This window comes from Pontibacterium granulatum, from assembly GCF_029961155.1.
GTDB lineage: Bacteria > Pseudomonadota > Gammaproteobacteria > Pseudomonadales > Balneatricaceae > Pontibacterium > Pontibacterium granulatum.
On sequence record NZ_JASBRH010000003.1, the window covers coordinates 103,242 to 123,784 of the forward strand.

The 20,543-nt window shown below is 52.4% G+C and carries 19 protein-coding genes; 10 read left to right on the forward strand and 9 right to left on the reverse strand.

Annotation, left to right across the window (positions count from 1 at the left end):
• Window positions 1-7 precede the first annotated feature (7 nt).
• The 3 genes from sdhA to sdhC are packed head-to-tail and all read right to left on the reverse strand — an operon-like array spanning window position 8 to window position 2,502.
• On the reverse strand, window positions 8-1,780 hold the full coding sequence (gene sdhA / locus QKW35_RS03765) for a succinate dehydrogenase flavoprotein subunit (RefSeq protein WP_282350851.1): 1,773 nt from the start codon (window positions 1,778-1,780) through the stop codon (window positions 8-10).
• Between the two features lie 3 nt (window positions 1,781-1,783).
• Window positions 1,784-2,131 (reverse strand): succinate dehydrogenase, hydrophobic membrane anchor protein, encoded by a 348-nt coding sequence (gene sdhD / locus QKW35_RS03770; RefSeq protein WP_282351086.1) that lies wholly within the window; start codon window positions 2,129-2,131, stop codon window positions 1,784-1,786.
• Window positions 2,125-2,502 (reverse strand): succinate dehydrogenase, cytochrome b556 subunit, encoded by a 378-nt coding sequence (gene sdhC, locus QKW35_RS03775; RefSeq protein ID WP_345774476.1) that lies wholly within the window; start codon window positions 2,500-2,502, stop codon window positions 2,125-2,127. Before sdhC ends, sdhD begins: the two co-directional genes overlap by 7 nt.
• 460 nt (window positions 2,503-2,962) lie before the next feature.
• Here sdhC and gltA point away from each other — a divergent pair, with 460 nt between their 5' ends.
• Complete coding sequence (gltA, locus tag QKW35_RS03780) at window positions 2,963-4,240, forward strand: citrate synthase (RefSeq protein WP_282350853.1); 1,278 nt, start codon at window positions 2,963-2,965, stop codon at window positions 4,238-4,240.
• 473 nt (window positions 4,241-4,713) lie between these two features.
• On the opposite strand, the gene QKW35_RS03785 is transcribed toward gltA, so the two are convergent.
• Both QKW35_RS03785 and rlmKL read right to left on the reverse strand, forming a co-directional pair.
• A complete protein-coding gene (locus QKW35_RS03785; protein WP_282350854.1) occupies window positions 4,714-5,922 on the reverse strand; it encodes an ammonium transporter in 1,209 nt (402 codons plus the stop codon).
• Window positions 5,923-6,191: 269 nt separating this feature from the next.
• The gene (gene rlmKL / locus QKW35_RS03790) at window positions 6,192-8,342 is read right to left on the reverse strand and encodes a bifunctional 23S rRNA (guanine(2069)-N(7))-methyltransferase RlmK/23S rRNA (guanine(2445)-N(2))-methyltransferase RlmL (RefSeq protein ID WP_282350855.1); all 2,151 of its coding nucleotides are present in this window, start codon (window positions 8,340-8,342) and stop codon (window positions 6,192-6,194) included.
• A 334-nt stretch (window positions 8,343-8,676) separates the two neighbouring features.
• Between rlmKL and rmf the strand changes: the two genes are divergently transcribed.
• A complete protein-coding gene (gene rmf, locus QKW35_RS03795; protein WP_282350856.1) occupies window positions 8,677-8,883 on the forward strand; it encodes a ribosome modulation factor in 207 nt (68 codons plus the stop codon).
• A gap of 62 nt (window positions 8,884-8,945) precedes the next feature.
• Here the strand turns inward: rmf and QKW35_RS03800 are convergent, their stop codons facing one another.
• Complete coding sequence (locus tag QKW35_RS03800; RefSeq protein ID WP_282350857.1) at window positions 8,946-9,971, reverse strand: quinone-dependent dihydroorotate dehydrogenase; 1,026 nt, start codon at window positions 9,969-9,971, stop codon at window positions 8,946-8,948.
• 87 nt (window positions 9,972-10,058) lie between these two features.
• Complete coding sequence (locus tag QKW35_RS03805; protein WP_282350858.1) at window positions 10,059-10,280, reverse strand: DUF2835 domain-containing protein; 222 nt, start codon at window positions 10,278-10,280, stop codon at window positions 10,059-10,061.
• A gap of 215 nt (window positions 10,281-10,495) precedes the next feature.
• Here QKW35_RS03805 and QKW35_RS03810 point away from each other — a divergent pair, with 215 nt between their 5' ends.
• Entirely contained in the window at window positions 10,496-12,118 is a 1,623-nt protein-coding gene (locus tag QKW35_RS03810) for a BatD family protein (protein WP_282350859.1), read from the forward strand.
• Here QKW35_RS03810 and QKW35_RS03815 read toward each other — a convergent pair.
• Window positions 12,112-13,005, reverse strand: coding sequence for a TIGR01777 family oxidoreductase (locus QKW35_RS03815; RefSeq protein WP_282350860.1), 894 nt, complete (start codon window positions 13,003-13,005; stop codon window positions 12,112-12,114). The genes QKW35_RS03810 and QKW35_RS03815 overlap by 7 nt on opposite strands.
• Window positions 13,006-13,352: 347 nt before the next feature.
• Between QKW35_RS03815 and QKW35_RS03820 the strand changes: the two genes are divergently transcribed.
• Both QKW35_RS03820 and QKW35_RS03825 read left to right on the forward strand, forming a co-directional pair.
• Window positions 13,353-13,964 carry a riboflavin synthase subunit alpha gene (locus tag QKW35_RS03820; RefSeq protein WP_282350861.1) on the forward strand — a complete coding sequence of 204 codons (612 nt, stop codon included), beginning with the start codon at window positions 13,353-13,355 and terminating at the stop codon, window positions 13,962-13,964.
• 315 nt (window positions 13,965-14,279) lie between these two features.
• The gene (locus QKW35_RS03825) at window positions 14,280-14,480 is read left to right on the forward strand and encodes a cold-shock protein (protein ID WP_282350862.1); all 201 of its coding nucleotides are present in this window, start codon (window positions 14,280-14,282) and stop codon (window positions 14,478-14,480) included.
• A 130-nt stretch (window positions 14,481-14,610) separates the two neighbouring features.
• Here QKW35_RS03825 and QKW35_RS03830 read toward each other — a convergent pair whose 3' ends face one another.
• Window positions 14,611-15,300 carry a pseudouridine synthase gene (locus QKW35_RS03830; protein ID WP_282350864.1) on the reverse strand — a complete coding sequence of 230 codons (690 nt, stop codon included), beginning with the start codon at window positions 15,298-15,300 and terminating at the stop codon, window positions 14,611-14,613.
• 103 nt (window positions 15,301-15,403) lie between these two features.
• On the opposite strand from QKW35_RS03830, the gene QKW35_RS03835 reads away from it, so the two are divergent.
• The 5 genes from QKW35_RS03835 (at window position 15,404) to QKW35_RS03855 (ending at window position 20,505) form a co-directional block, all read left to right on the forward strand.
• Entirely contained in the window at window positions 15,404-15,880 is a 477-nt protein-coding gene (locus QKW35_RS03835; protein ID WP_282350866.1) for a GNAT family N-acetyltransferase, read from the forward strand.
• 119 nt (window positions 15,881-15,999) lie between these two features.
• On the forward strand, window positions 16,000-16,458 hold the full coding sequence (locus QKW35_RS03840) for an Lrp/AsnC family transcriptional regulator (RefSeq protein ID WP_282350868.1): 459 nt from the start codon (window positions 16,000-16,002) through the stop codon (window positions 16,456-16,458).
• A gap of 310 nt (window positions 16,459-16,768) precedes the next feature.
• Complete coding sequence (locus QKW35_RS03845) at window positions 16,769-18,634, forward strand: thiamine pyrophosphate-dependent enzyme (protein WP_282350870.1); 1,866 nt, start codon at window positions 16,769-16,771, stop codon at window positions 18,632-18,634.
• Window positions 18,631-19,224 carry an indolepyruvate oxidoreductase subunit beta gene (locus tag QKW35_RS03850; protein WP_282350872.1) on the forward strand — a complete coding sequence of 198 codons (594 nt, stop codon included), beginning with the start codon at window positions 18,631-18,633 and terminating at the stop codon, window positions 19,222-19,224. Before QKW35_RS03845 ends, QKW35_RS03850 begins: the two co-directional genes overlap by 4 nt.
• A 144-nt stretch (window positions 19,225-19,368) precedes the next feature.
• Window positions 19,369-20,505 (forward strand): sensor domain-containing diguanylate cyclase, encoded by a 1,137-nt coding sequence (locus QKW35_RS03855; RefSeq protein WP_282350874.1) that lies wholly within the window; start codon window positions 19,369-19,371, stop codon window positions 20,503-20,505.
• Window positions 20,506-20,543: the final 38 nt, after the last annotated feature.

Below are 20,543 nucleotides of genomic sequence, written 5' to 3' on the forward strand. Positions count from 1 at the left end.
CTACCCCTTAGTAGGTTCGTACTTTAGGTGGGAACGCATCAACAGTCTTAGGCGCGAAGTTTACAGCGCGCTTAGCGATACGTTTTTCACCTGGGAAGTACATGGAGTGGCACAGCCAGTTCTCATCGTCACGCTCCGTGAAGTCGTTACGTGCGTGAGCACCACGGGATTCCTTACGCTCTTCGGCAGCGATCGCAGTTGCTTCAGCAACTTCCATCAGGTTCTGAAGTTCCAGAGCCTCGATACGTGCAGTGTTGAACGCCTGGCTCTTGTCTTCCAGATACAGGTTGTCAACTTTAGCGCGGATACCCTCAAGCAGTCCCAGACCTTTCTGCATGCTTTCGCCGTCACGGAATACACCGAAGTACAGCTGCATGGTGTCCTGCAGTTCTTTACGAACAGCAGATACACTCTCACCACCGGTAGAGTTGTTCAGCTTGTTCAGACGAGCCATTGCTTCATCAAGGTTAGCTTCGGTTGCGTCTTTAACTTCGTAACCTTCTTTCAGCTGCTTCTCGATGTGCATACCTGCTGCGCGACCGAATACAACCAGGTCAAGCAGAGAGTTACCACCCAGACGGTTTGCACCGTGTACAGATACACATGCAACTTCACCACATGCAAACAGGCCTTCAACGATGTAGTCGTTACCTTCTGCATCCTGAGCGATCGCCTGACCACCAATGTTGGTAGCAACACCACCCATCTGGTAGTGACAGGTTGGAACAACAGGGATTGGCGCTTTAACCGGATCAACGGCAGCAAAGGTCTTGGACAGTTCACAGATACCCGGCAGACGGGATTGCAGGACCTCTTCGCCCAGGTGATCCAGTTTCAGGAATACGTGATCGCCCTCTTCGCCACAACCACGACCGTCCAGGATCTCCAGGATCATGGAACGTGCAACCACGTCACGACCTGCCAGGTCCTTCGCGTTTGGAGCATAACGCTCCATGAAACGCTCGCCGTCTTTGTTGATCAGGTAACCACCTTCACCACGACAACCTTCTGTTACCAGTACACCCGCACCCGCAATACCGGTTGGGTGGAACTGCCACATTTCCATATCCTGCGCAGGAACGCCTGCACGCAGAGACATACCCATACCGTCACCGGTATTGATCAGAGCGTTGGTAGTGGAAGCAAAGATACGACCCGCACCACCAGTCGCCAGTACAGTTGCCTTGGACTTGATGTATACGGTTTCACCGGTTTCGATGCAGATAGCGATAATACCGACGATCGCACCGTCGTCATTCTTCACCAGATCGACAGCGTACCATTCGTTCAGGAAGGTAGTACCGGCTTTGATGTTACCCTGGTACAGGGTGTGCAGCAGTGCGTGACCGGTACGGTCAGCAGCAGCACAGGTACGGGCAGCCTGACCGCCCTCACCGAAGTTTTTGGACTGACCACCGAACGGACGCTGGTAGATACGACCAGTTTCAGTACGGGAGAATGGCAGACCCATGTGGTCCAGCTCAAATACAGCCTGAGGACCTACGGAACACATGTATTCGATAGCGTCCTGGTCACCGATGTAATCGGAACCTTTAACGGTATCGTACATGTGCCAACGCCAATCGTCGTTCGGATCAGCAGAAGCGATCGCACAGGTAATACCACCCTGCGCAGATACAGTGTGAGAACGGGTCGGGAAGACCTTCGTTACACAAGCGGTGTTCAGACCGGACTGAGCCAGCTGAAGTGCGGCACGCATACCAGCACCGCCGCCACCGACAACAATTGCGTCAAAAGTTAGCGTACGCAGCTTAGACATCTTTTAGATACCCCACAGAATCTGGATGCCCCAAACGACGTAAATAAACGTCACCAGTCCAGAGCCTGATTGAAACAGAAAACGCAATCCGGTTGCCTTGATGTAGTCAGTAGATACAGACCACAGGCCAATCCATACGTGTGCTGCCATAGACAGCAGTGCCAGCAGGGTAAAGATGCGCATCGCTGTGCCTTCAAACAGCGAGTTCCACATTTCATAAGTCAGCTCGGCGCCAAACGCCAGATAACCGATCATGAAAACGGTGTATGCTGCAAGAACAACGGCGGTAACGCGCTGAATCATCCAGTCATACAGGCCACTACGGCCAAAGCTAGTAATGCTAGTTACCATATCCATACTCCCGCCAGGAGGATTGCTACAACGCTAACAACCAGAGTTGCTTTCGCTGCTTTCCGACCACTTTCAAGTTCTTCACAGTGGCCAAAATCCATTACCAGGTGTTTGATGCCCGCAAAGAAGTGATACAGCAGTGCTGATACACATCCCCACGCAATCAGCTTCGCGAAGAAGCCATTCTCGAACATTTCAACGGCTTCGTTGAAGCCAGCTTCTGATTCCAGAGACAGACCCAGTGCATACAGCATGAACGCAGCAGCAACAAAAAGTGCTACCCCGGTCGCGCGGTGCAAAATGGATGTGATCGCCGGAAGCGGCTGTTTGATTGTTCGCAGATCTAGGTTTACAGGTCTTTTCTTATTCACGGCTCTTGTCACACTTTGCTGCCCTCTTGCAGGGCATGGTTGCTAGGAAGTGCTATAAAGATAAGTACCTCGTCCAAAAAGCTCACGTCCCTTTATTTCGGCACTTGTAGCGCTTTTAAGGCACATAAACTTCGGTGCGAGAGTATAAGCATTTAATAACCACAATACAACGCGGGGCTCCTTCTCTACACCCTTTGTCTAGGTCCGGCGGGGTAATGTCTGTTTAACTACAACTAAATATCTATACAGGCGGTGGTTAAAAATTGTTAAAAGTTTGTCACAATTTGCTGCAACGCAATAAACGACGCGTTGACAAACGCTTCGTAAACTCTATATTGGGTGAGCCCTTAAACTGGGTAAACTCCAACAAGTGATTCTGATTTAGTCGCCTAAGTCAATGATAAGAGATCTTTTACCTGGTAAGAGATCCATATAATTAACAAAATGATAGGAGCCTGTAATGGCTGATAAGAAAGCACGTTTGACCATCGACGGTCTGGATGAAGCAATCGAACTTCCTGTCTATTCCGGCACCGAAGGTCCTGATGTAGTTGACGTTCGCCCACTGACTGGCAAGGGCTGCTTCACTTATGATCCAGGGTTCGTATCCACCGCTGCATGTGAGTCTAAAATCACATACATCGATGGCGGTGCAGGTGTGCTCTTACACGGTGGCTACCCAATCGAGCAGCTGGCAGAACACTCCGACTACCTGGAGACCTGCTACCTACTGCTGAACGGTGAACTGCCAACTCCAGAACAGAAAGAAGAGTTCGTCAACACCATCAAGCGCCACACCATGGTGCACGAGCAGATGAGCGACTTCTTCCACGGCTTCCGTCGTGACGCTCACCCGATGGCTATCATGGTTGCAGTTGTGGGCGCCCTGTCTGCGTTCTACCACGACTCCCTGGACATCGATGATGCGTACCACCGCGAAGTATGCGCATACCGCCTGGTAGCGAAGATGCCTACGATCGCAGCAATGTGTTACAAATACAGCATCGGCCAGCCTTTCCAGTACCCACGTAATGATCTGGACTACGCTGAAAACTTCCTGCAGATGATGTTCGGCAACCCATGCGAAGACTACAAACCAAGTCCGGTTCTGTCCAAAGCCATGGACAAGATCTTCCTGCTGCACGCTGACCACGAACAGAACGCGTCTACTTCTACTGTACGTCTGGCTGGTTCTTCCGGCGCTAACCCGTTTGCATGTATCGCTTCCGGTATCGCTGCACTGTGGGGACCTGCGCACGGTGGTGCGAACGAAGCAGTACTGAACATGCTGGAAGAGATCGGCGACGAATCCAACATCGAAGAGTTCGTTGCACGCGCGAAAGATCCGAATGACTCCTTCCGCCTGATGGGCTTCGGTCACCGTGTATACCGTAACTTCGACCCTCGCGCGAAAGTTATGAAGAAGACCTGTGACGAAGTGCTGGCAGAGCTGGGCATCGAAGACGAGCCGCTGCTGAAGATCGCTAAGCGCCTGGAACAGATCGCACTGGAAGATGAGTACTTCGTAGAGCGTAAACTGTACCCGAACGTAGACTTCTACTCCGGTATCATCCTGAAGGCAATCGGTATCCCAACCACCATGTTTACCGTGATCTTCGCGCTGTCCCGCACTATCGGCTGGATCTCTCACTGGAACGAGTTCCACAGCAGCCCGAACAAGATCGGTCGCCCACGCCAGTTGTACACTGGCCCAAGCAAACGCGACTACCCTGCATAACGTTTTGTTTTGCTCTAAAAAGCCACCTTTTAAGGTGGCTTTTTTGTGCGCCCACTGCTTTAAACCTCAACCCCCATCCCCTTGGAAGTTCAGGCCACCTCCACACCCTTTAGCCGACCTGGTGCAAACGACCGTAACACTGACTCATTGAGACCGATTCCCCCTGCCCAAAGGGTCTCAACGGCACTCAGCACGCTACAGTCCTTCAACCCCACTTCTCTCACCACTAAAGCCAACACAAGGCCTGAGCCACTCTCATAAGCACTGCCATTCATCCATATTTTCGCGCATACCCCAAACGCAATCGCCACTAGAGAATTATGACAACAGCTTCAACTTCGGTTCCAGTTTGTGCCTGCCGATTCTCGCCATCAGTACCAAACTCATCACGCATTCCTTCCCATGGCTAGCTACAAACCACAGACACAAAAAAGCCGGCACTCCGCCGGCTTTTTCCTCACAGAACGAGGAGATCAATCCAGAGATGTAGACTCGATCTTGTGGATACTTAGGTCGGCACCGTTGAACTCCTGCTCTTCATCCAAGCGCAGACCCACAACTGTCTTGATTGCACCGTACACAACCAGACCACCGATCAGAGCCACTGCAATACCTGCTAGCGTACCGACCACCTGGGACATCAGGCTCACTCCACCCAGTCCACCCAGCGCTTCGCTACCGAAAATACCTGCAGCAATCCCGCCCCAGGCACCACACAGGCCGTGCAGCGGCCATACACCCAGCACATCATCGATCTTCCACTTATTCTGCTGGATGGTGAACAGCCACACAAAGATCACACCGGCCACACCACCAACAACCAATGCACCAATCGGGTGCATCACATCAGACCCCGCGCACACAGCCACCAGGCCTGCCAACGGACCGTTATGAATAAAGCCCGGGTCATTACGCCCCACGATTAGCGAGGTGACAATGCCACCTACCATCGCCATCAACGTGTTCACTGCTACCAACCCCGAGATACCGTCCAGCGTCTGTGCCGACATGACATTAAAGCCGAACCAACCGATACACAGTATCCACGCCCCGAGCGCAAGGAACGGAATATTGGATGGAGGGAATGCAATCAACTTACCGGAACGGTAACGGCCTTTACGGATACCCAGCAACAGCACCGCCGCCAAAGCAATCCAGCCACCCACTCCGTGCACAACAACAGAACCCGCAAAGTCATGGAACCCGGCTCCAAAGGATACTTCCAGCCACGCCTGAAAGCCGTAGTTACCATTCCAGATAATGCCTTCAAAGAATGGGTATACAAACGCCACACTCAGCGCAGACGCCGTCAGAATTGGCCAGAAACGCGCGCGCTCAGCAATGCCGCCAGACACAATCGCCGGAATTGCTGCTGCAAACGTCATCAGGAAGAAAAACTTTACCAGCTCATAACCACTGCCTTCCGAGAGCGTCGCCGCGTCCTGGAAGAAGGTGGTGCCGTACGCCACCCAGTATCCAATAAAGAAATAGGCGATCGCCGACACGCCAAAGTCAGTCATGATTTTAACCAGGGCGTTTACCTGGTTTTTATGACGAACGGTTCCCACCTCCAAAAATGCAAAGCCCGCGTGCATGGCAAATACCATGATGGCACCCACCAGAATGAAGAGCGTATTGGAACTTTGAATAAGCGTTTCTACGGCACTGTTAACGTTTTCCACAGTTAACTCCTGCAAGTAAGTATGACCTTTTGCACCATTAGCTAGCCCAGGACCTAGAACCAGCACCATTATGGTGCATTATTTTTAGTTATTTGTGCTCCGTTTTTGCATCAACGTCCATTATGGTGCGCAACTCCAGAAACGCCCGACCCTTATATACAGGGCCTGACAGCCGAAGAAGCGCTATTTCAGTGCATGCCATCACAATGTTGATGCAGAAACAGAGCACGTTTGGGTCTCTTAATATGCAGAGAGTGTGCCAAAAGAGATCACGCTTTGTGCGTGATCTCGAAGCAGACGTGTATACGCTGGTTACGTTTAAAGTCAGGATCCAGCGTCTGGGTTGTGATATCGCGAATCTCGAACGCGGCCAATGCATCGTAGTCGAGCTTGAAGCGACGATAATTGTTGGAGAAGATCAGTTTACCACCCGGGCGCAACAGCCCCATGGCAGCCTCCACCAGCTCCACATGGTCACGCTGAACATCCAGAATATTGGACATCCGCTTAGAGTTAGAGAACGTTGGCGGATCCATAAAGATCAGGTCGTATTCCGGTTTAAACTGACTGTGCAGCCACTTGAAACAATCGGAACGGATAAAGCGGTGCGCCTTGCCTTTACAGCCATTCAGCTCCAGGTTGCGCTCAGCCCAGTTCAGATAGGTGGACGACATATCCACACTGGTGGTTGATTTCGCCCCACCCACCGCTGCGTGCGCAGACGCAGTACCGGTATAGCAAAACAGGTTCAGGACATCTTTACCCTTTGCTTCCTGCTGAATTAGGTGGCGCACCGGACGGTGATCCAGGAACAAGCCGGTATCCAGATAGTCCTTCAGGTTGACCAGCAGGCGCACGCCGTGCTCATTCACCTCGAAGAAGTGATGGGTTTGCGACTGCTTTTCATACTGGGACGTACCCTGCTGACGCTTACGCTGCTTCAGGGTGATACGCTCTGCCGGCATATCCAACACCACCGGCAGCGCGGTCATGACTTCATTCAAGCGCGAGAAGGACTTCACCTTATCCACCGACTTCGGCGGCGCATACTCCTGCAGGTGCACCTGATCACCATAGATATCCACAGCGACCTGATACTCCGGAATATCCGCGTCGTAGGCACGGTAAGCCTGGATGTTCTCACGTTTCACCCACTTAGCCATCTGCTTGAGGTTCTTGCGCAGACGGTTGGCGAACATCTGTGCTCCTTCACTCAGCTCAACCTCACCCGACTCTGATGGTTGCTCTGCACCCTGTTCAGCCTGCTCAGCGATGCTATAGATAAACAGGCGACTCTCGATCGGGCCGTTGAAGAACTTATACTGTTTATCCGCACGCAGCCCCATCACTTTGCACAGCTCAGGATTGCCGGTAAAGATCGCCGCCTGCCAGCCCGGGAATTGACGCTTCAGCAAATCGCCCAGGTGACGGTAGAGAAACATCAATTGCGACTCTTCACCCAGACGCTCACCGTAAGGTGGGTTAGTGAGCATCAAGCCGGTCTCGGCTTCCGGCAGATCGCTGCGCTGTAGATCCTCTACACGCCCGTTACGGAACTCGATAAAGGCATCCACACCCGCGCGTGCTGCGTTCTCTTTGGCCGTGCGCAGAACCTTGGAATCCATATCACGACCCGAGAACTTAACGCTCAATGTCGCCAGACCAGCATCCCGCCGACCTTCGGCTTCAGCTTTTAACGCCTGCCAAATATCACGCTTATGCTGCAACCAACGGTTAAATCCGTAATAGCGACGCTGCAGGCCCGGCGCTATATCGGCCGCCATCAATACAGCTTCTATCAACAGGGTGCCGGAACCACACATCGGATCCACCAGCACCGGTGTCGATTCAGCTGCGTTCGGCCAGCCACAGCGGATCAGCAAGGCAGAGGCCAAGTTCTCTTTCAGCGGCGCTTCACCGGAACGCAGACGGTAAGCGCGACGGTGCAGGCTGTCACCAGACAGATCGAGGCTTAGTGTTGCCACACCACGCTGCAGGTGGACGTTGATACGAATATCGGGTGTCTGGCGCTCAACCGCCGGACGGCGACCGGTCTGCGCTCGGATCTGGTCAACGATCGCATCCTTGGTTTTCTGAGCACCAAAGCGGGTATTGTTGATACCTTCCGTACGGCCGGTGAAATCGATCGCCAGGGAGCCTTCCGGACGCATGTGCTCCAACCAATTGATCTGCTGAACACCAGCGTACAACTGGTCGGCAGATTCAGCTTCGAACTGGTGCAGATTCATTAATACCCGGTTAGCCAAGCGGGACCATAAACAGACGCGATACGCATCCTCCAGCTCTCCCTGAAAGTAGACACCAGCAACCGTCTGACGGGTTTCCTGAATGCCGAGGCCGTGTAACTCCTCTTCCAGCAGTAACTCAACGCCCTTTGGACAGGTGAGAAAAAAGTTCATGGTTGTCATACACCTATGTACGTTTTCAGCCGTCAGCTGAACAAAATTCAACAAACAAAAGAATTAAATAAAAACTATTCACTCAAATCGTGCACTTTGAACGAAATACTTAACTTAATGAATCTTCTCACTTTTTTGCACCAGCACTCTGATCATATTTATGACAGTACTGTAACAAGATAGTTAATTTAAATCGTACAACGCCACGTTTTTCGATATGAATATAGGTCTGTGAAGCAAATCACGAAGGAACGCGTCACAGCACACAGACAGGATACCAAGTCTCTGGTATCTGCTCTCAACACGATTAAAACAGACAGAGAGGCTCCATCAGATGAAGAGACAGAAACGAGATCGTAGCTCTTCCCTTTTCAACCGTGGTTTTAAGGCAGGTCTTGATGGCAAATCCCGGGACAATTGCCCAGTTAACACTTCAGAACTGCGCAGCCACTGGATGAGCGGCTGGCGTGAAGGCCGTGAAGCCCATTGGGGTGGCCAAACCGGCGTATCAGCGATACAGATGAATCCGTCACTTCACTAACACGTATATATAAAGATTTCCCGGAAGCTCCCTCTCTAGGGAGCTTCATTTATTTGGGCGCTTTACACCTTCAGCGCTTTAATTGCATTAGCAGCATCCGCGACCAGTTGCGGACCATGGTAGATAAAACCGCTGTAGATCTGAACCAAGGTAGCTCCCGCCTCGATTTTCTCCGCCGCATCAAAGCCTTCAGTAATACCACCTACACCAATGATTGGCAGCGCACCATCCAGGGCATTGGCTAGCACACGAATCGCACGGGTCGATTTGTTACGTACCGGCGCACCGGACAAACCTCCCGCCTCTTTTGCAAATGGCGAGTTTTCCACACCTTCACGGGACAGCGTGGTGTTGGTTGCAATCACCGCATCCATCTCATACGCCTTCAGTGAAGATGCTACCAGCTCCAACTCCTCTTCCGTCATGTCCGGTGCGATTTTCACTGCGATAGGTACGTAACGATCATGCAGACGCGCCTGACGCACCTGTTCGGTTTTCAGCGCATCCAACAAGCTGTTCAGAGATTCACCGTACTGCAGGGTACGCAGCCCCGGAGTGTTTGGCGAAGATACATTGACGGTAATGTATGACGCGCGGTCATACACCTTACGCATGCAGTACAGGTAGTCGTCGTTGGCTTTCTCATTCGGGGTATCTTTATTCTTACCGATGTTGATTCCCAGAATGCCCTTATAGGTGCTGTTCTGCAGGTTCTTCAACAGCTGATCAACGCCGTCGTTATTAAAACCCATGCGGTTGATGATTGCCGTCTGCTCAGGCAGGCGGAACAGACGCGGTTTCGGGTTACCCGCCTGTGGACGCGGTGTAACCGTACCCACCTCAACAAAGCCGAAGCCCATCGCCGCCAGACCGTCCACAGCGATGCCGTTTTTGTCCAGACCAGCCGCCAGCCCCACACGGTTCGGGAAGGACAGCCCCATCACCTCAACCGGATCACTTACTTCCGTAGCCCCCAGCAGTTTGTTCAGACCAAGGTCTGCTGCCAGATTCATGGAGCGCAACGCCACCTCGTGAGAGGTCTCTGGGTCAAAACGGAACATCAGGGATCGGGCAAGAGGGTATAGCATGCGGGTTACTCTGCTCTGTCTGCACTTGAAAAATTTTGCCGCAGATTATAGGCGACCCGGCCATTTATTAACAGGCCGCGCGCCCTTTCAAGAGAGCTTCTCGATCTTCTGAAAACGGCCACTGCGGTCGAAGGTAATGCAGAAACGGCCAAAGATACCTGCATGGAGCAAGTATGGTTGCAAAATATTTGCAGGAAAGCGCACGGTTCGCCCATCCAGCGCCCGGGTCACCACATCGCGCGCACTGCCTTTATATACCTGCAGATACTCATCCGCTGGCAGACGGATATCAAATACAATTTTGTTCATACACAGCCAAAGTAACCTACCGGATGTGAAACAGCCGGCAATGACCAATCAAATTCAATCACACAACTTTATATAGGCGATAGAGATCTGCCAAGCACTACAATACGCCCCTGCCACTCATCAACTCGGCCCTGTGGTCTGCATGGTTTGATAAGCTCAGACGCTTTACCCATAATAGTCTGGTTTTGAATCTGGCCTGTTGGAAAGCCCACTCTATGCGAAAGTTGTTATTGCTCTGCTCCCTGATCAGCCTTCCCCTGCAGGCGGCTGTAAATGCTCAGGTGAATGTGCAGACACTGGAGTTGGGTGAAACACTGCAACTAACCCTCGAGGCCGATCAGAAAGTTAAGCAGAACCCGGATCTGTCTGCCCTGCATAAGCAGTTCCGGATTGTAGGCAGCAAACAGATGACCATCTCCAGCTACACCGGCGGAGAACCCCGTTTTACCACCCGCTGGCGGGTCATGTTGCGTCCGCTAAAACAAGGCCCGCTGACCATCCCGGCAATCCGCATTGGCGGTGAAAGCACTTTCCCGATCTCGCTCAACATCCTGCCTAGCCAGCGGGATAGCAGCCCACTACTGGGGCACCAACTGGTGCTTGAAACCGAGCTGGATACCAACGAGATCTACCTGCACAGCCAGGCCATTCTGACGGTTCGCCTGTTTCACCAACAGCCGCTGCCGGACCAGGCACGCCTTGGCCACCCGATTACCACCGATGCCATCGTCAAACCGTTGGGTGAAGAACGGCGTTACTCTACCCGGTTACGTGGGCAAAACTATCAAGTCCTTGAGCGACGCTACGGTATCTACCCACAACAAACCGGCCTGATCCGCTTGGAGCCGATCAGCTACAACGATGGCAAATCCGGTAGCGTTGACCAGAATCTGCAGAAGACACCAATCGAAGTCGCAGTGCTACCCGAAGCGCTGCAGAAACGACCGGGATACTGGCTGCCCGCTACCCTGGTAAGCCTCGAAGACAACCTGCAGCCGCGCAACAGTGCTTCAATGGGTGAGGCCCTGACCCGCAAGATCACTCTGGAAGCACACGGCATTGTCGCGTCAGAGCTCCCCGCACTAAGCCCGCTGAAGAACGAACTGGCAGATATCCAGCTCGACAACGTCATCCTTGAAGAGCGTATGACCGACAAAGGGATAATCAGCACTCGCACCGAAGAGCTGACCGTTACACCTTACGAGCGCGGAGAGATCACCCTGCAGGCTATTCGCATTCCTTGGTGGGACGTCAGTCAGGACCGTGAGAAGGATGTCGCTATCGAGGCTCGCCTCATTAATGTGTCAGCAGCCAAATCCACACCAGCCCCGGTAGCGATTGAACCCACCTTAGCGGACACACCTGCGGCAACCGATCCGGACGTGCCAGCATCCGACAACAGTACGCTATTGATCTGGTTGCTCACCGGTCTGGCGATCGTGTCCAGCCTCGGCTGGCTCTACTCCTTCAATCGTATTCGTATCGGCAAGCGAAAAGAGCAGGCTCTACCTCCGCCACTGGAAGAGAGTGTCGAGGATATCGACTATTACGACCTGTCCGAAGCCAACAGTTTTGAAGAACTCAGCCTAGCCTGCACTCAGAATCAATGTGCAACCAGCCAGCTACTTCTGTTGGAGTGGGCGCAACACACCTGGCCCAATGATGATATCTACGACAACGAAGATATTGCCCGTGCATCCGGCAGCCAGACTCTGCAACTACTATTAATGGATCTGGAGCACCATATTGATCACGGTGAAGAGCACCTGTGGCGCGGGGATCTACTTCTGGAAGCATTGGACAAGATCCGTGAACGCCGCCTTACCGGCAGTTACTGAAAGATCTGCGCCAGCGCCTGATCAAGTTCGGGATATTTAAACTCAAAACCTGCCTGCATTAAACGTTGGGGATACACTCGCTGGCCTTCCAACAGGAGTTCAGCGCCCTCGCCCAACATCAACTCCACCACAAACGGTGGCAATGGCAATTTTGCCGGGCGCTTGAGTGATCTTCCCAGCGCCTGCGCAAACTCCGCGTTTCTGCGCGCCTCCGGCGCGGTCAGATTAAACGCCCCCTGCAATGTTTGGTGACGCAACAGGAAATCTATGGCCCGCAGTTCATCTTCCAGATGGATCCACGACATCCACTGCCTACCCGTACCTATCGGACCACCAACGCCCATCTTGAATGGCGGTAACATCTTCTTCAGTGCGCCACCTTCGCCCAATACCACACCGGTTCGTATCAAGCACACACGTACACCCAGTTCGGCTGCACGCATAGCTTCCTCTTCCCAATCGGCACACAGCGAATGGGTAAAGCCCTGGCGTACCGCGCTGGCTTCAACCAGCAGATCATCACCGGGGTGGGTACCGTAATAACCGATGGCCGATCCACTGATAAACACCGAGGGTTTTTTCTCGGACATTGCCATCCAATCCACCAGCGCATGCGTCATCGTAAGACGGCTGTAACGCAACAAATTCTTGCGTTTATCACTCCAGCGTCGATCCGCAATCGGCTCACCACATAGATTGATCACCGCGTCAAACGCTTCATCATCCACTTCCATCAAAGAGGACACCGTGCGCACATCAGGGCCCAGGATTTTTTTGGCCCGATCTGGGTTACGCGTTATGCAGGTGAAGTTCACGCCGTGAGGCTGACGCCACTTGATGTAGGCTTGGCCGATAAATCCGGTACCGCCGGTGATAAGCACTTTCATGCCACACTCCCTTGAATCTGAAGAAGGTACGAACAAGTCCTGAAGGCACTCTGGCTTTCGGGAAGGTTCACAATCAAGGAAGCGTTTTGCTGTAATGTTGAAACCTTACAAAAAGCGCTGACACCGAGTGTGTATCTTCCCGAAAGCCCCTTAGGGCAAGCCCTTAAGCCTGCATCTGCGGTGTTGCAGTTTTTGCCAAGGGCTACGGCCATTACCTGCAAACTGCGCCTTGCATCTACAGGCTTAATGGCTTGCAGAGCACTATCAGGACTTATTCGTACCTTCTTTAACTGATAGGCTTACGATAGATTTTAGACGTCAGATTCGTAGTTTGAGAGAAATAAGCCATGTTTACCGGCATCGTTCAGGGCAAAGCCACCATCACATCCATCGAAAAATATGACCAGTTTATGCGACTGCAGCTAGAACTGCCTGCAGAGCGCGCAGACAATCTCCAACTGGGTGCCAGCATCGCAGTGAACGGTACCTGCCTGACTGTTACAGCGTTTGAAGGCAACCTCGTCAGCTTTGACCTGATTATGGAAACCTTGCGGGTTACCAACCTTGGTACATTGTCGGCAGGTGATCAGGTGAACTTTGAGCGTGCTGCGCGCTTTGGTGATGAGATCGGCGGCCACTTGTTGTCAGGCCACGTGCATGATCAGGTCACCATCTGTCAGATCGAGAAACCGGAGAACAACTGCATTCTATGGTTTGAGGTGAGCGAAGAGTGGATGAAATACATCTTGCCGAAAGGCTTTGTCGCCCTCAACGGCTGCAGCCTCACCATCGGCGAAGTGGAAAACAATCGCTTTAATGTGTATCTGATTCCGGAAACCCTGGGGCTGACCGTGTTCGGCAATGCGGTGATCGGCAACAAAGTGAATCTGGAAATCGATCCCCAGACCCAGGCTGTGGTCGATACCGTTGAACGCTACATGCGCCAGAACCAGAACTGAGTTACCGTTGAACAAGTTCTGAACAATGCCAGGTCGAAACCAAGGTCTCAGGCTCAGTCATCAATCTGTAACTGAGGCCTGATAATGAAAAAATTTTATTTGCAATAATGTTGATTTTTTAAGTTGCTACTTGTTGTTTATGGCGTATACTGACTTAGCTTGAAATTTAGGCAGTGTTCGTGTGCACTACTACGAAGTACCATTGGAATACCTCGTCAGGGCCTCATTAGTAACACCACCATTTCTTAGCAACCCGGCCTTTAAAAAATAAAAAAGGCTTAATTTTCAAAACGTAACAAGAAGGTAAGACTAATTATGGCTACTGGCATCGTAAAATGGTTTAACGACGAGAAAGGTTTCGGTTTCATTCAGCAGGAACAGGGCCCAGACGTATTCGTACACCATACTGCTATCCAGTCCGACGGCTTCCGCTCCCTGCAGGAAGGCCAGAAAGTAGAATTCACCGTTGCTCAGGGTCCTAAAGGCCCACAGGCAGAGAACGTAACCAAGCTGTAATAGCTGTACGTTCACCGGTACATCAGGGCGACTTCCCGGTCGCTCTGATCTATATTCCCCTGCTCATTTATTTTTGGACGTGTCCAAAGATAGTCTTCGTTTTATATCTATTTTCCTGAAAAGTAGATATTTAGAACATCGCAACCTCATCTGCTGTTAATTGACGGTATTCACCCGGCTGCAATTTCGGGTCCAGCACCAGTCCGCCTATTCTTTCCCGGTGCAAGTCGATCACCTTGTTATCAAAATAACCGAACATTCTTTTTACCTGATGATAGCGTCCTTCAAACAGGGTCAAGCGCGCACTGTGTGATGACAACCTGTCCAGATCAGCAGGCAATGTCGTTAATCCTTCATATGCAAAGTGAATCCCCTGCCTGAACACCTCAGCGTAACCGGCCTCAATCGGATCTTCCGTCTGGACATGGTAGACCTTGGGAATACGCGTTTCCGGTTGTGTGACCCGTCGTGACCAGCGACCGTCGTTGGTTAACAGCATCAGTCCGGTCGTATTCAAATCCAAACGCCCCGCTATGTGCAGGTCAGTGCGGACCTCCGCAGCAAACAGATCAGTGACGGTACGATGCTTATCATCCTTGGTGGCACTGACAACACCAACTGGCTTGTGCAGCATAAAGTACTTGGCTTGGCCGACCTGCAGTACTCGATCATCCAGAATGACCTCCATCATCGGCGCCATTTTCAGCGAGCCATCGCGGGTGATTACACCATCCACACGTACACGGCCTGCCAACAGAAATTGGCGAACCTGACGGGAGCTCTCACGGGTTTGCTGGGTTAAGAATCGGTCTAATCGCATAGGCGCCTATTATGCCAGAACCTTTGTAACCTCACCTGATAACTTGCCCGCTCAAAAGAACACACGTAACGTAAAAGCACCATCTCCAACAGAGCCTCTCTTTATGACATCCGCTATTAATATTCGCCCAGCCACTATGGAAGAGATCGATGCAGTGTGCGCTTTATGGCAGCGGCTGGAGGCAAGCAAAAAACAACAACCGTTTGGTGGGGACAAAGAGGATGAAATTCCGGTACGTACCCGCAATGTGGTAGCCCACAGTATTACTTCGGAGACCGCGATCTCTTTGGTTGCAGAAAATAACGACCAGCTCATTGCTACATTATCGGCCTATATCTACGAAAAACCTGCCGTGCAACTGCCAACCGTAGCCGTGCTGTATTCTTTGTGGGTAGATCCTGAGCACCGGCACAAAGGGATTGCCCAGTCGTTGCTAGCTACAGCGGAACAGTCACTGAAGCAGATGGGCGCCCAGTCCCTTCAGGTGGCCTGGGACTCGGGAAACCTTCCCGCAGAGCGGTTCTGGCAACAAGCCGGGTTCAGCCCGTACGAGGTCATTGCCAGCAAAATTTTGAAATAATCCCTCCAAAACCACGAATTTAGGACAATTTCCGCTGATCCTTTGTCCAAAAGGCATTACAATGGCTATCTTTGAGAAGATTGTTCCACCACACACCGAATCAGAGAAATAATTTACCGATGAAGCTCGACGAACTCGACCGCGCAATCCTTGATCAACTGCAAAAAGATGCTCGCCTGTCCAACCAGGAACTGGCGGACAAGGTCGGTCTGTCGCCTTCTCCCTGCTGGCGTCGCGTTAAACGTTTAGAGGAGGTGGGTGTGATTCAGGAGTATGTCGCCCTGCTGTCACCCAAAGAGATTGGTGTTCCGGTGCTGGCATACGCTCAGGTCTCCTTGAATGACCACCGCCCTGAATCAAGCGAACGGTTCGACGCCTTTGTGAAAGCAAGCCCGCAGATTCTGGAGTGTTGCGCCGTCAGCGGACAGTACGATTACCTGCTGAAGATTGCATGCGCCAGCATGGAAGCCTACGAACTGTATATTAACCAGGAGCTGCTGGTGCAAACCGATATCCGCTCCATGAATACCAGCTTTGTATTGAACCAGAAAAAGTCGACAACCGCGCTTCCGCTTTGATGCTGTACGGCCCCTTCCGGGGCCTCGCTTTCACTTCCTTGCTCCACTCCTTCAAATCCCCCCCTTTTCCACCTCATACATCCAAGGGCACGGCTTTTTATTCGCCAAACCCAGAAAGACAAATAATTCCAATTTAAGCATAAAAACAAAACAGGATTTCAAAACCAATCAGATTAATGGATGTTTTGACCATTTGTTGATCTATGTCTAAAGCACCGCTCCTTACTCTGCGTAACATGCTCAATATGATTCACTTTTGAAATACATATGCGACCAAAAGCTATCACAAGCACAACATAAGGAGCCGACATTGAATGCCGTAGAACCCAAATCCGCAGATCTGCGCCAGTTTATCTCCGGAAACGAAGCCGTTGCCCTGGCCGCCCGTGATGCAGGTGTAAAAGTTGCGGCAGCGTATCCAGGAACGCCATCAACCGAAATTCTCGAATACGTTTCCAAGTACCCGGATATGTATTCTGAGTGGTCGATCAACGAGAAGGTCTCCTTGGAAGTGGCCATCGGCGCCTCCCTTGCCGGCAGCCGCGCTTTATGTGCCATGAAACACGTGGGCATGAACGTCGCGTCTGACGCTTTTATGACACAAACCCTGATCGGTGCGGTCGGTGGCTTGGTCATCGTGGTAGCTGACGACGTCGGTCTCTCCTCCTCTCAAAATGAACAGGATTCACGTTACTGGGGACGGTTTGCCCACCTGCCAGTACTGGAACCCAGTGATGCCCAGGAAGCATACGAGATGACCCGAGCCGCATACGGGATCTCGGAACAGTTTGAAGTGCCCGTCATCGTGCGCCTGACAACCCGTATCTGCCATGTAAAAAGTGTCGTGGTCACCGGCGAACCTGAAACCCATGCGAGCACTGGATTTAAGAAAGACCCTTCGCGCTACGTGATGGTACCGGGGAATGCCAAAGGGCGTATTCCGATGATGATGAAGCGTGACGAGGCACTGCAAGCGTATGCCCTGAACACCTCCCTCAACCGCGTTGAACCCGGCAGTGACAACCGTGTGGGTTTCGTGACCTCCGGTGCCGCCTACTATCACGTGAAGGAGTCCTTCCCGGACGCACCGGTATTTAAACTGGGTTTCAGCCATCCGGCACCGATCGACGCGATCCGCGATTTCGCCACCACGGTAGACAACACGGTGGTGATTGAGGAGGTGGAGCCCCTGCTGGAAACCGAACTGCGTGCCGCGGGGGTGGAGGTTCACGGCAAAGACCTGGTGCCAAAGATCGGCGAGATGTCCCCGGCCGTGATTACGCCACCGGTCAGCAAACTGATCGGTGAGGCCATCACAGAGGGCACCCTGATCCCAACCAGTGAAGTTTTTCCCCGTCCACCAACTATGTGTGTGGCTTGTCCGCATCTCGGGATCTACTACTGCCTTTCACACATCAAGAACACCATCATATCCGGTGATATAGGCTGCTACACACTGGGCGCGGGCCATCCATGGAATGCACTGGACACCACCATTAGCATGGGTGCCTCCCTGAGCGTTGCTCAGGGCCTCGACAAAGGTCGTGCGGAATCGGATGCCAACAAGAACGTACTGGCCGTAATCGGTGATTCAACCTTCCTTCATATGGGGATGCAGGGCCTGCTTGATATCACCTACAACAAGGGCAATGTCACTATCCTGCTGCTCGATAACCGCGCTGTGGGGATGACCGGCGGCCAGGATGCCCCCTCCTCCGGCCTCAACTTGCAGGGTGAAAAAACGACGCAGGTGGATTTCCGTAAGCTGTGTGAGGCATTGGGGGTCAAACCTGAGCGTATCCATGAAGTGAACCCATACGAGATGCCTGTGCTGTTTAAGGCACTGCGCACCGAGGTCAAGATCCCGGAACCGTCGGTCATTATCACCAACCAGCCCTGCGTTCTCACCGAGCGCTACAGCAAACTTCCACCACTGAAAGTGGAAACGGACAAATGCACGGGTTGTAGCAACTGTCTGGACGTGGGCTGCCCGGCCATCCTGGTTGACCGCCGCGAAACCGTGGTGAAACCCAACGGCAAAGAGAAGGAGCTGGCGTTCGTCAGCATAGATACCGCGGCCTGCACCGGTTGTGGCCTCTGTACCAAACCTTGTGCGCCGGATGCGATTGTTCCTGCGTTTAATGTAAGCAAAATCGATGCGGTGGAGATCAAGTGAATAACGACGTAACCAATATCCTCGTAGTCGGCATCGGCGGTCAGGGAGTCATGACTGCAGCCGAAATTCTGGCCACCACGGCCCTCTCTCTGGGTTATGACGTGAAAAAGACCGAAGTCGCCGGCATGGCGCAACGCGGCGGTGTCGTGACGTCCCATGTACGTTTTGGCCCTAAGGTGTACTCCCCGGCGATAAAACCAGGTACCGCCGACCTGATGCTGGCTTTTGAACCCGCCGAAGCACTGCGCTGGGCACCACACCTCAAGCAGGACGGCCTGTTGATGGTCAATACCTACGCCCAGGAACCACCGGTGGTATCCATCGGACTGTTCGACTATCCGGATTCACCGCTGGACACAGTGCGGGCAATGGGTATTGAAACCCATGATTACAACGCCGGTCAGTCAGCCATCGAGCTGGGCGACCGCCGGCTGATCAACAGCATCATGCTGGGTGCCATCTCCGATCACCTCCCCTTCCCTGCAGAAACACTGGAAGAGTCTCTACTGGATCGTTTCCGTCACAAAGGAGAAAAGTTGGTTGCCCTTAACCAACAGGCTTTTGAGCTGGGCCGCAAAGTCTTTGCCTGATCCCTTACCGCTCCCTCTACGGGTACCCCTCGGGTACCCGCGCCTACGCGCCTGATTTTTGCAGTTCCTTCCGAATTAAAATGGCTTTATATTTGTCACAGTTCGCCGATAGTATTTCAGTACGGGGACGAAACCGGGGACAGGATGAGCAAACAATCGCTGGAACGGGAAAACAGAGAACTCAAACGATCAATGCGCATCTTGGCGTCTAAAGCCGAGCGCAATGAAGCCATCGTAAAGAGTTTCTTTGAGATGGAGCTCCGCTTGCTCTCCTGTACCACACTGTCAGAACTGCTCGACCTGATCCTGATAGAATTCCGTGAATACTTCCGCCTTGATGCTGTAAACCTGATCCTGTTTGACCCGGAACAGGCAGCCCGCAGTCTTCTGGAAGACTATGTCCCACCATCCCCTGCAAACTCGCTGCGTTTTGTTGAAAACCAGCGTCTGCTGCAGTCGATCTATCCCGACCGTAAACTCACGGTGGGCGAGCCGGATGAGCAGGTTAAGAAAGCCGCGTTCCCATCTACACACTACATTCTTTCCTGTGCCCTGCTACCGCTGGAGCGCCACAATTGCCTGATCGGCAGTCTGCATCTGGGCAGCCGTGATCCAAGCCGATATTCCAGTGAGATGTTGTACGACTACATCAAGCATCTGGCCTCGGTAATCTCGATCTGTATCGAGAACTGCATCAACTACGAAAATATGAAACGGATGAGCATCATCGACATGCTCACCAAGGTCAACAATCGACGCGCGTTCGAGATCGAGATCCAACGGGAAATATCACGGGCCAGCCGCAGTGAATACCCTCTGAGCTGCCTGTTTCTTGATCTGGACTACTTCAAGCTGGTGAATGACAAGTACGGACATATTACCGGTGACCGGGTACTGCGCACGGTGGGGAGCTTCCTGAAACAGCAACAACGAAAATCAGACGTGGTTGCCCGTTATGGCGGTGAGGAGTTCTCGATCCTGCTGCCAAACTGTAACGAACAACAAGCGATGCAGCTGGCCGAAAACCTGCGCAGAAAATTTAACGCACTGATCTTCCGCAGTGAGCTGGGTGAGCCGTTCCGAATGACAACATCCATTGGGGTATCCACCTGCCACCCCGCCAGCTACAAACGGGACACTTTTGAGAAGCTCTCCTACAGCCTGATCTCAGCAGCAGACAAAGCGGTATATCATTCAAAAGCATCAGGACGCGACCAGGTTAACTATGTGGCAACGGCGGGGTCTGAACCACCCCAGAAGCTGCAACTTGAAGTTGTCTGACTCCCAAGGTTATTCAGCACAAATTTGTATGCGGTGAA

Bases quoted from the DNA above. Each gene is read 5' to 3' on its own strand.
- sdhA (WP_282350851.1), bottom strand. From the start codon at position 1,780: ATGTCTAAGCTGCGTACGCTAACTTTTGACGCAATTGTTGTCGGTGGC.
- sdhD (WP_282351086.1), bottom strand. From the start codon at position 2,131: ATGGTAACTAGCATTACTAGCTTTGGCCGTAGTGGCCTGTATGACTGG.
- gltA (WP_282350853.1), top strand. From the start codon at position 2,963: ATGGCTGATAAGAAAGCACGTTTGACCATCGACGGTCTGGATGAAGCA.
- rlmKL (WP_282350855.1), bottom strand. From the start codon at position 8,342: ATGAACTTTTTTCTCACCTGTCCAAAGGGCGTTGAGTTACTGCTGGAA.
- rmf (WP_282350856.1), top strand. From the start codon at position 8,677: ATGAAGAGACAGAAACGAGATCGTAGCTCTTCCCTTTTCAACCGTGGT.
- QKW35_RS03800 (WP_282350857.1), bottom strand. From the start codon at position 9,971: ATGCTATACCCTCTTGCCCGATCCCTGATGTTCCGTTTTGACCCAGAG.
- QKW35_RS03805 (WP_282350858.1), bottom strand. From the start codon at position 10,280: ATGAACAAAATTGTATTTGATATCCGTCTGCCAGCGGATGAGTATCTG.
- QKW35_RS03810 (WP_282350859.1), top strand. From the start codon at position 10,496: ATGCGAAAGTTGTTATTGCTCTGCTCCCTGATCAGCCTTCCCCTGCAG.
- QKW35_RS03815 (WP_282350860.1), bottom strand. From the start codon at position 13,005: ATGAAAGTGCTTATCACCGGCGGTACCGGATTTATCGGCCAAGCCTAC.
- QKW35_RS03820 (WP_282350861.1), top strand. From the start codon at position 13,353: ATGTTTACCGGCATCGTTCAGGGCAAAGCCACCATCACATCCATCGAA.
- QKW35_RS03825 (WP_282350862.1), top strand. From the start codon at position 14,280: ATGGCTACTGGCATCGTAAAATGGTTTAACGACGAGAAAGGTTTCGGT.
- QKW35_RS03830 (WP_282350864.1), bottom strand. From the start codon at position 15,300: ATGCGATTAGACCGATTCTTAACCCAGCAAACCCGTGAGAGCTCCCGT.
- QKW35_RS03835 (WP_282350866.1), top strand. From the start codon at position 15,404: ATGACATCCGCTATTAATATTCGCCCAGCCACTATGGAAGAGATCGAT.
- QKW35_RS03840 (WP_282350868.1), top strand. From the start codon at position 16,000: ATGAAGCTCGACGAACTCGACCGCGCAATCCTTGATCAACTGCAAAAA.
- QKW35_RS03855 (WP_282350874.1), top strand. From the start codon at position 19,369: ATGAGCAAACAATCGCTGGAACGGGAAAACAGAGAACTCAAACGATCA.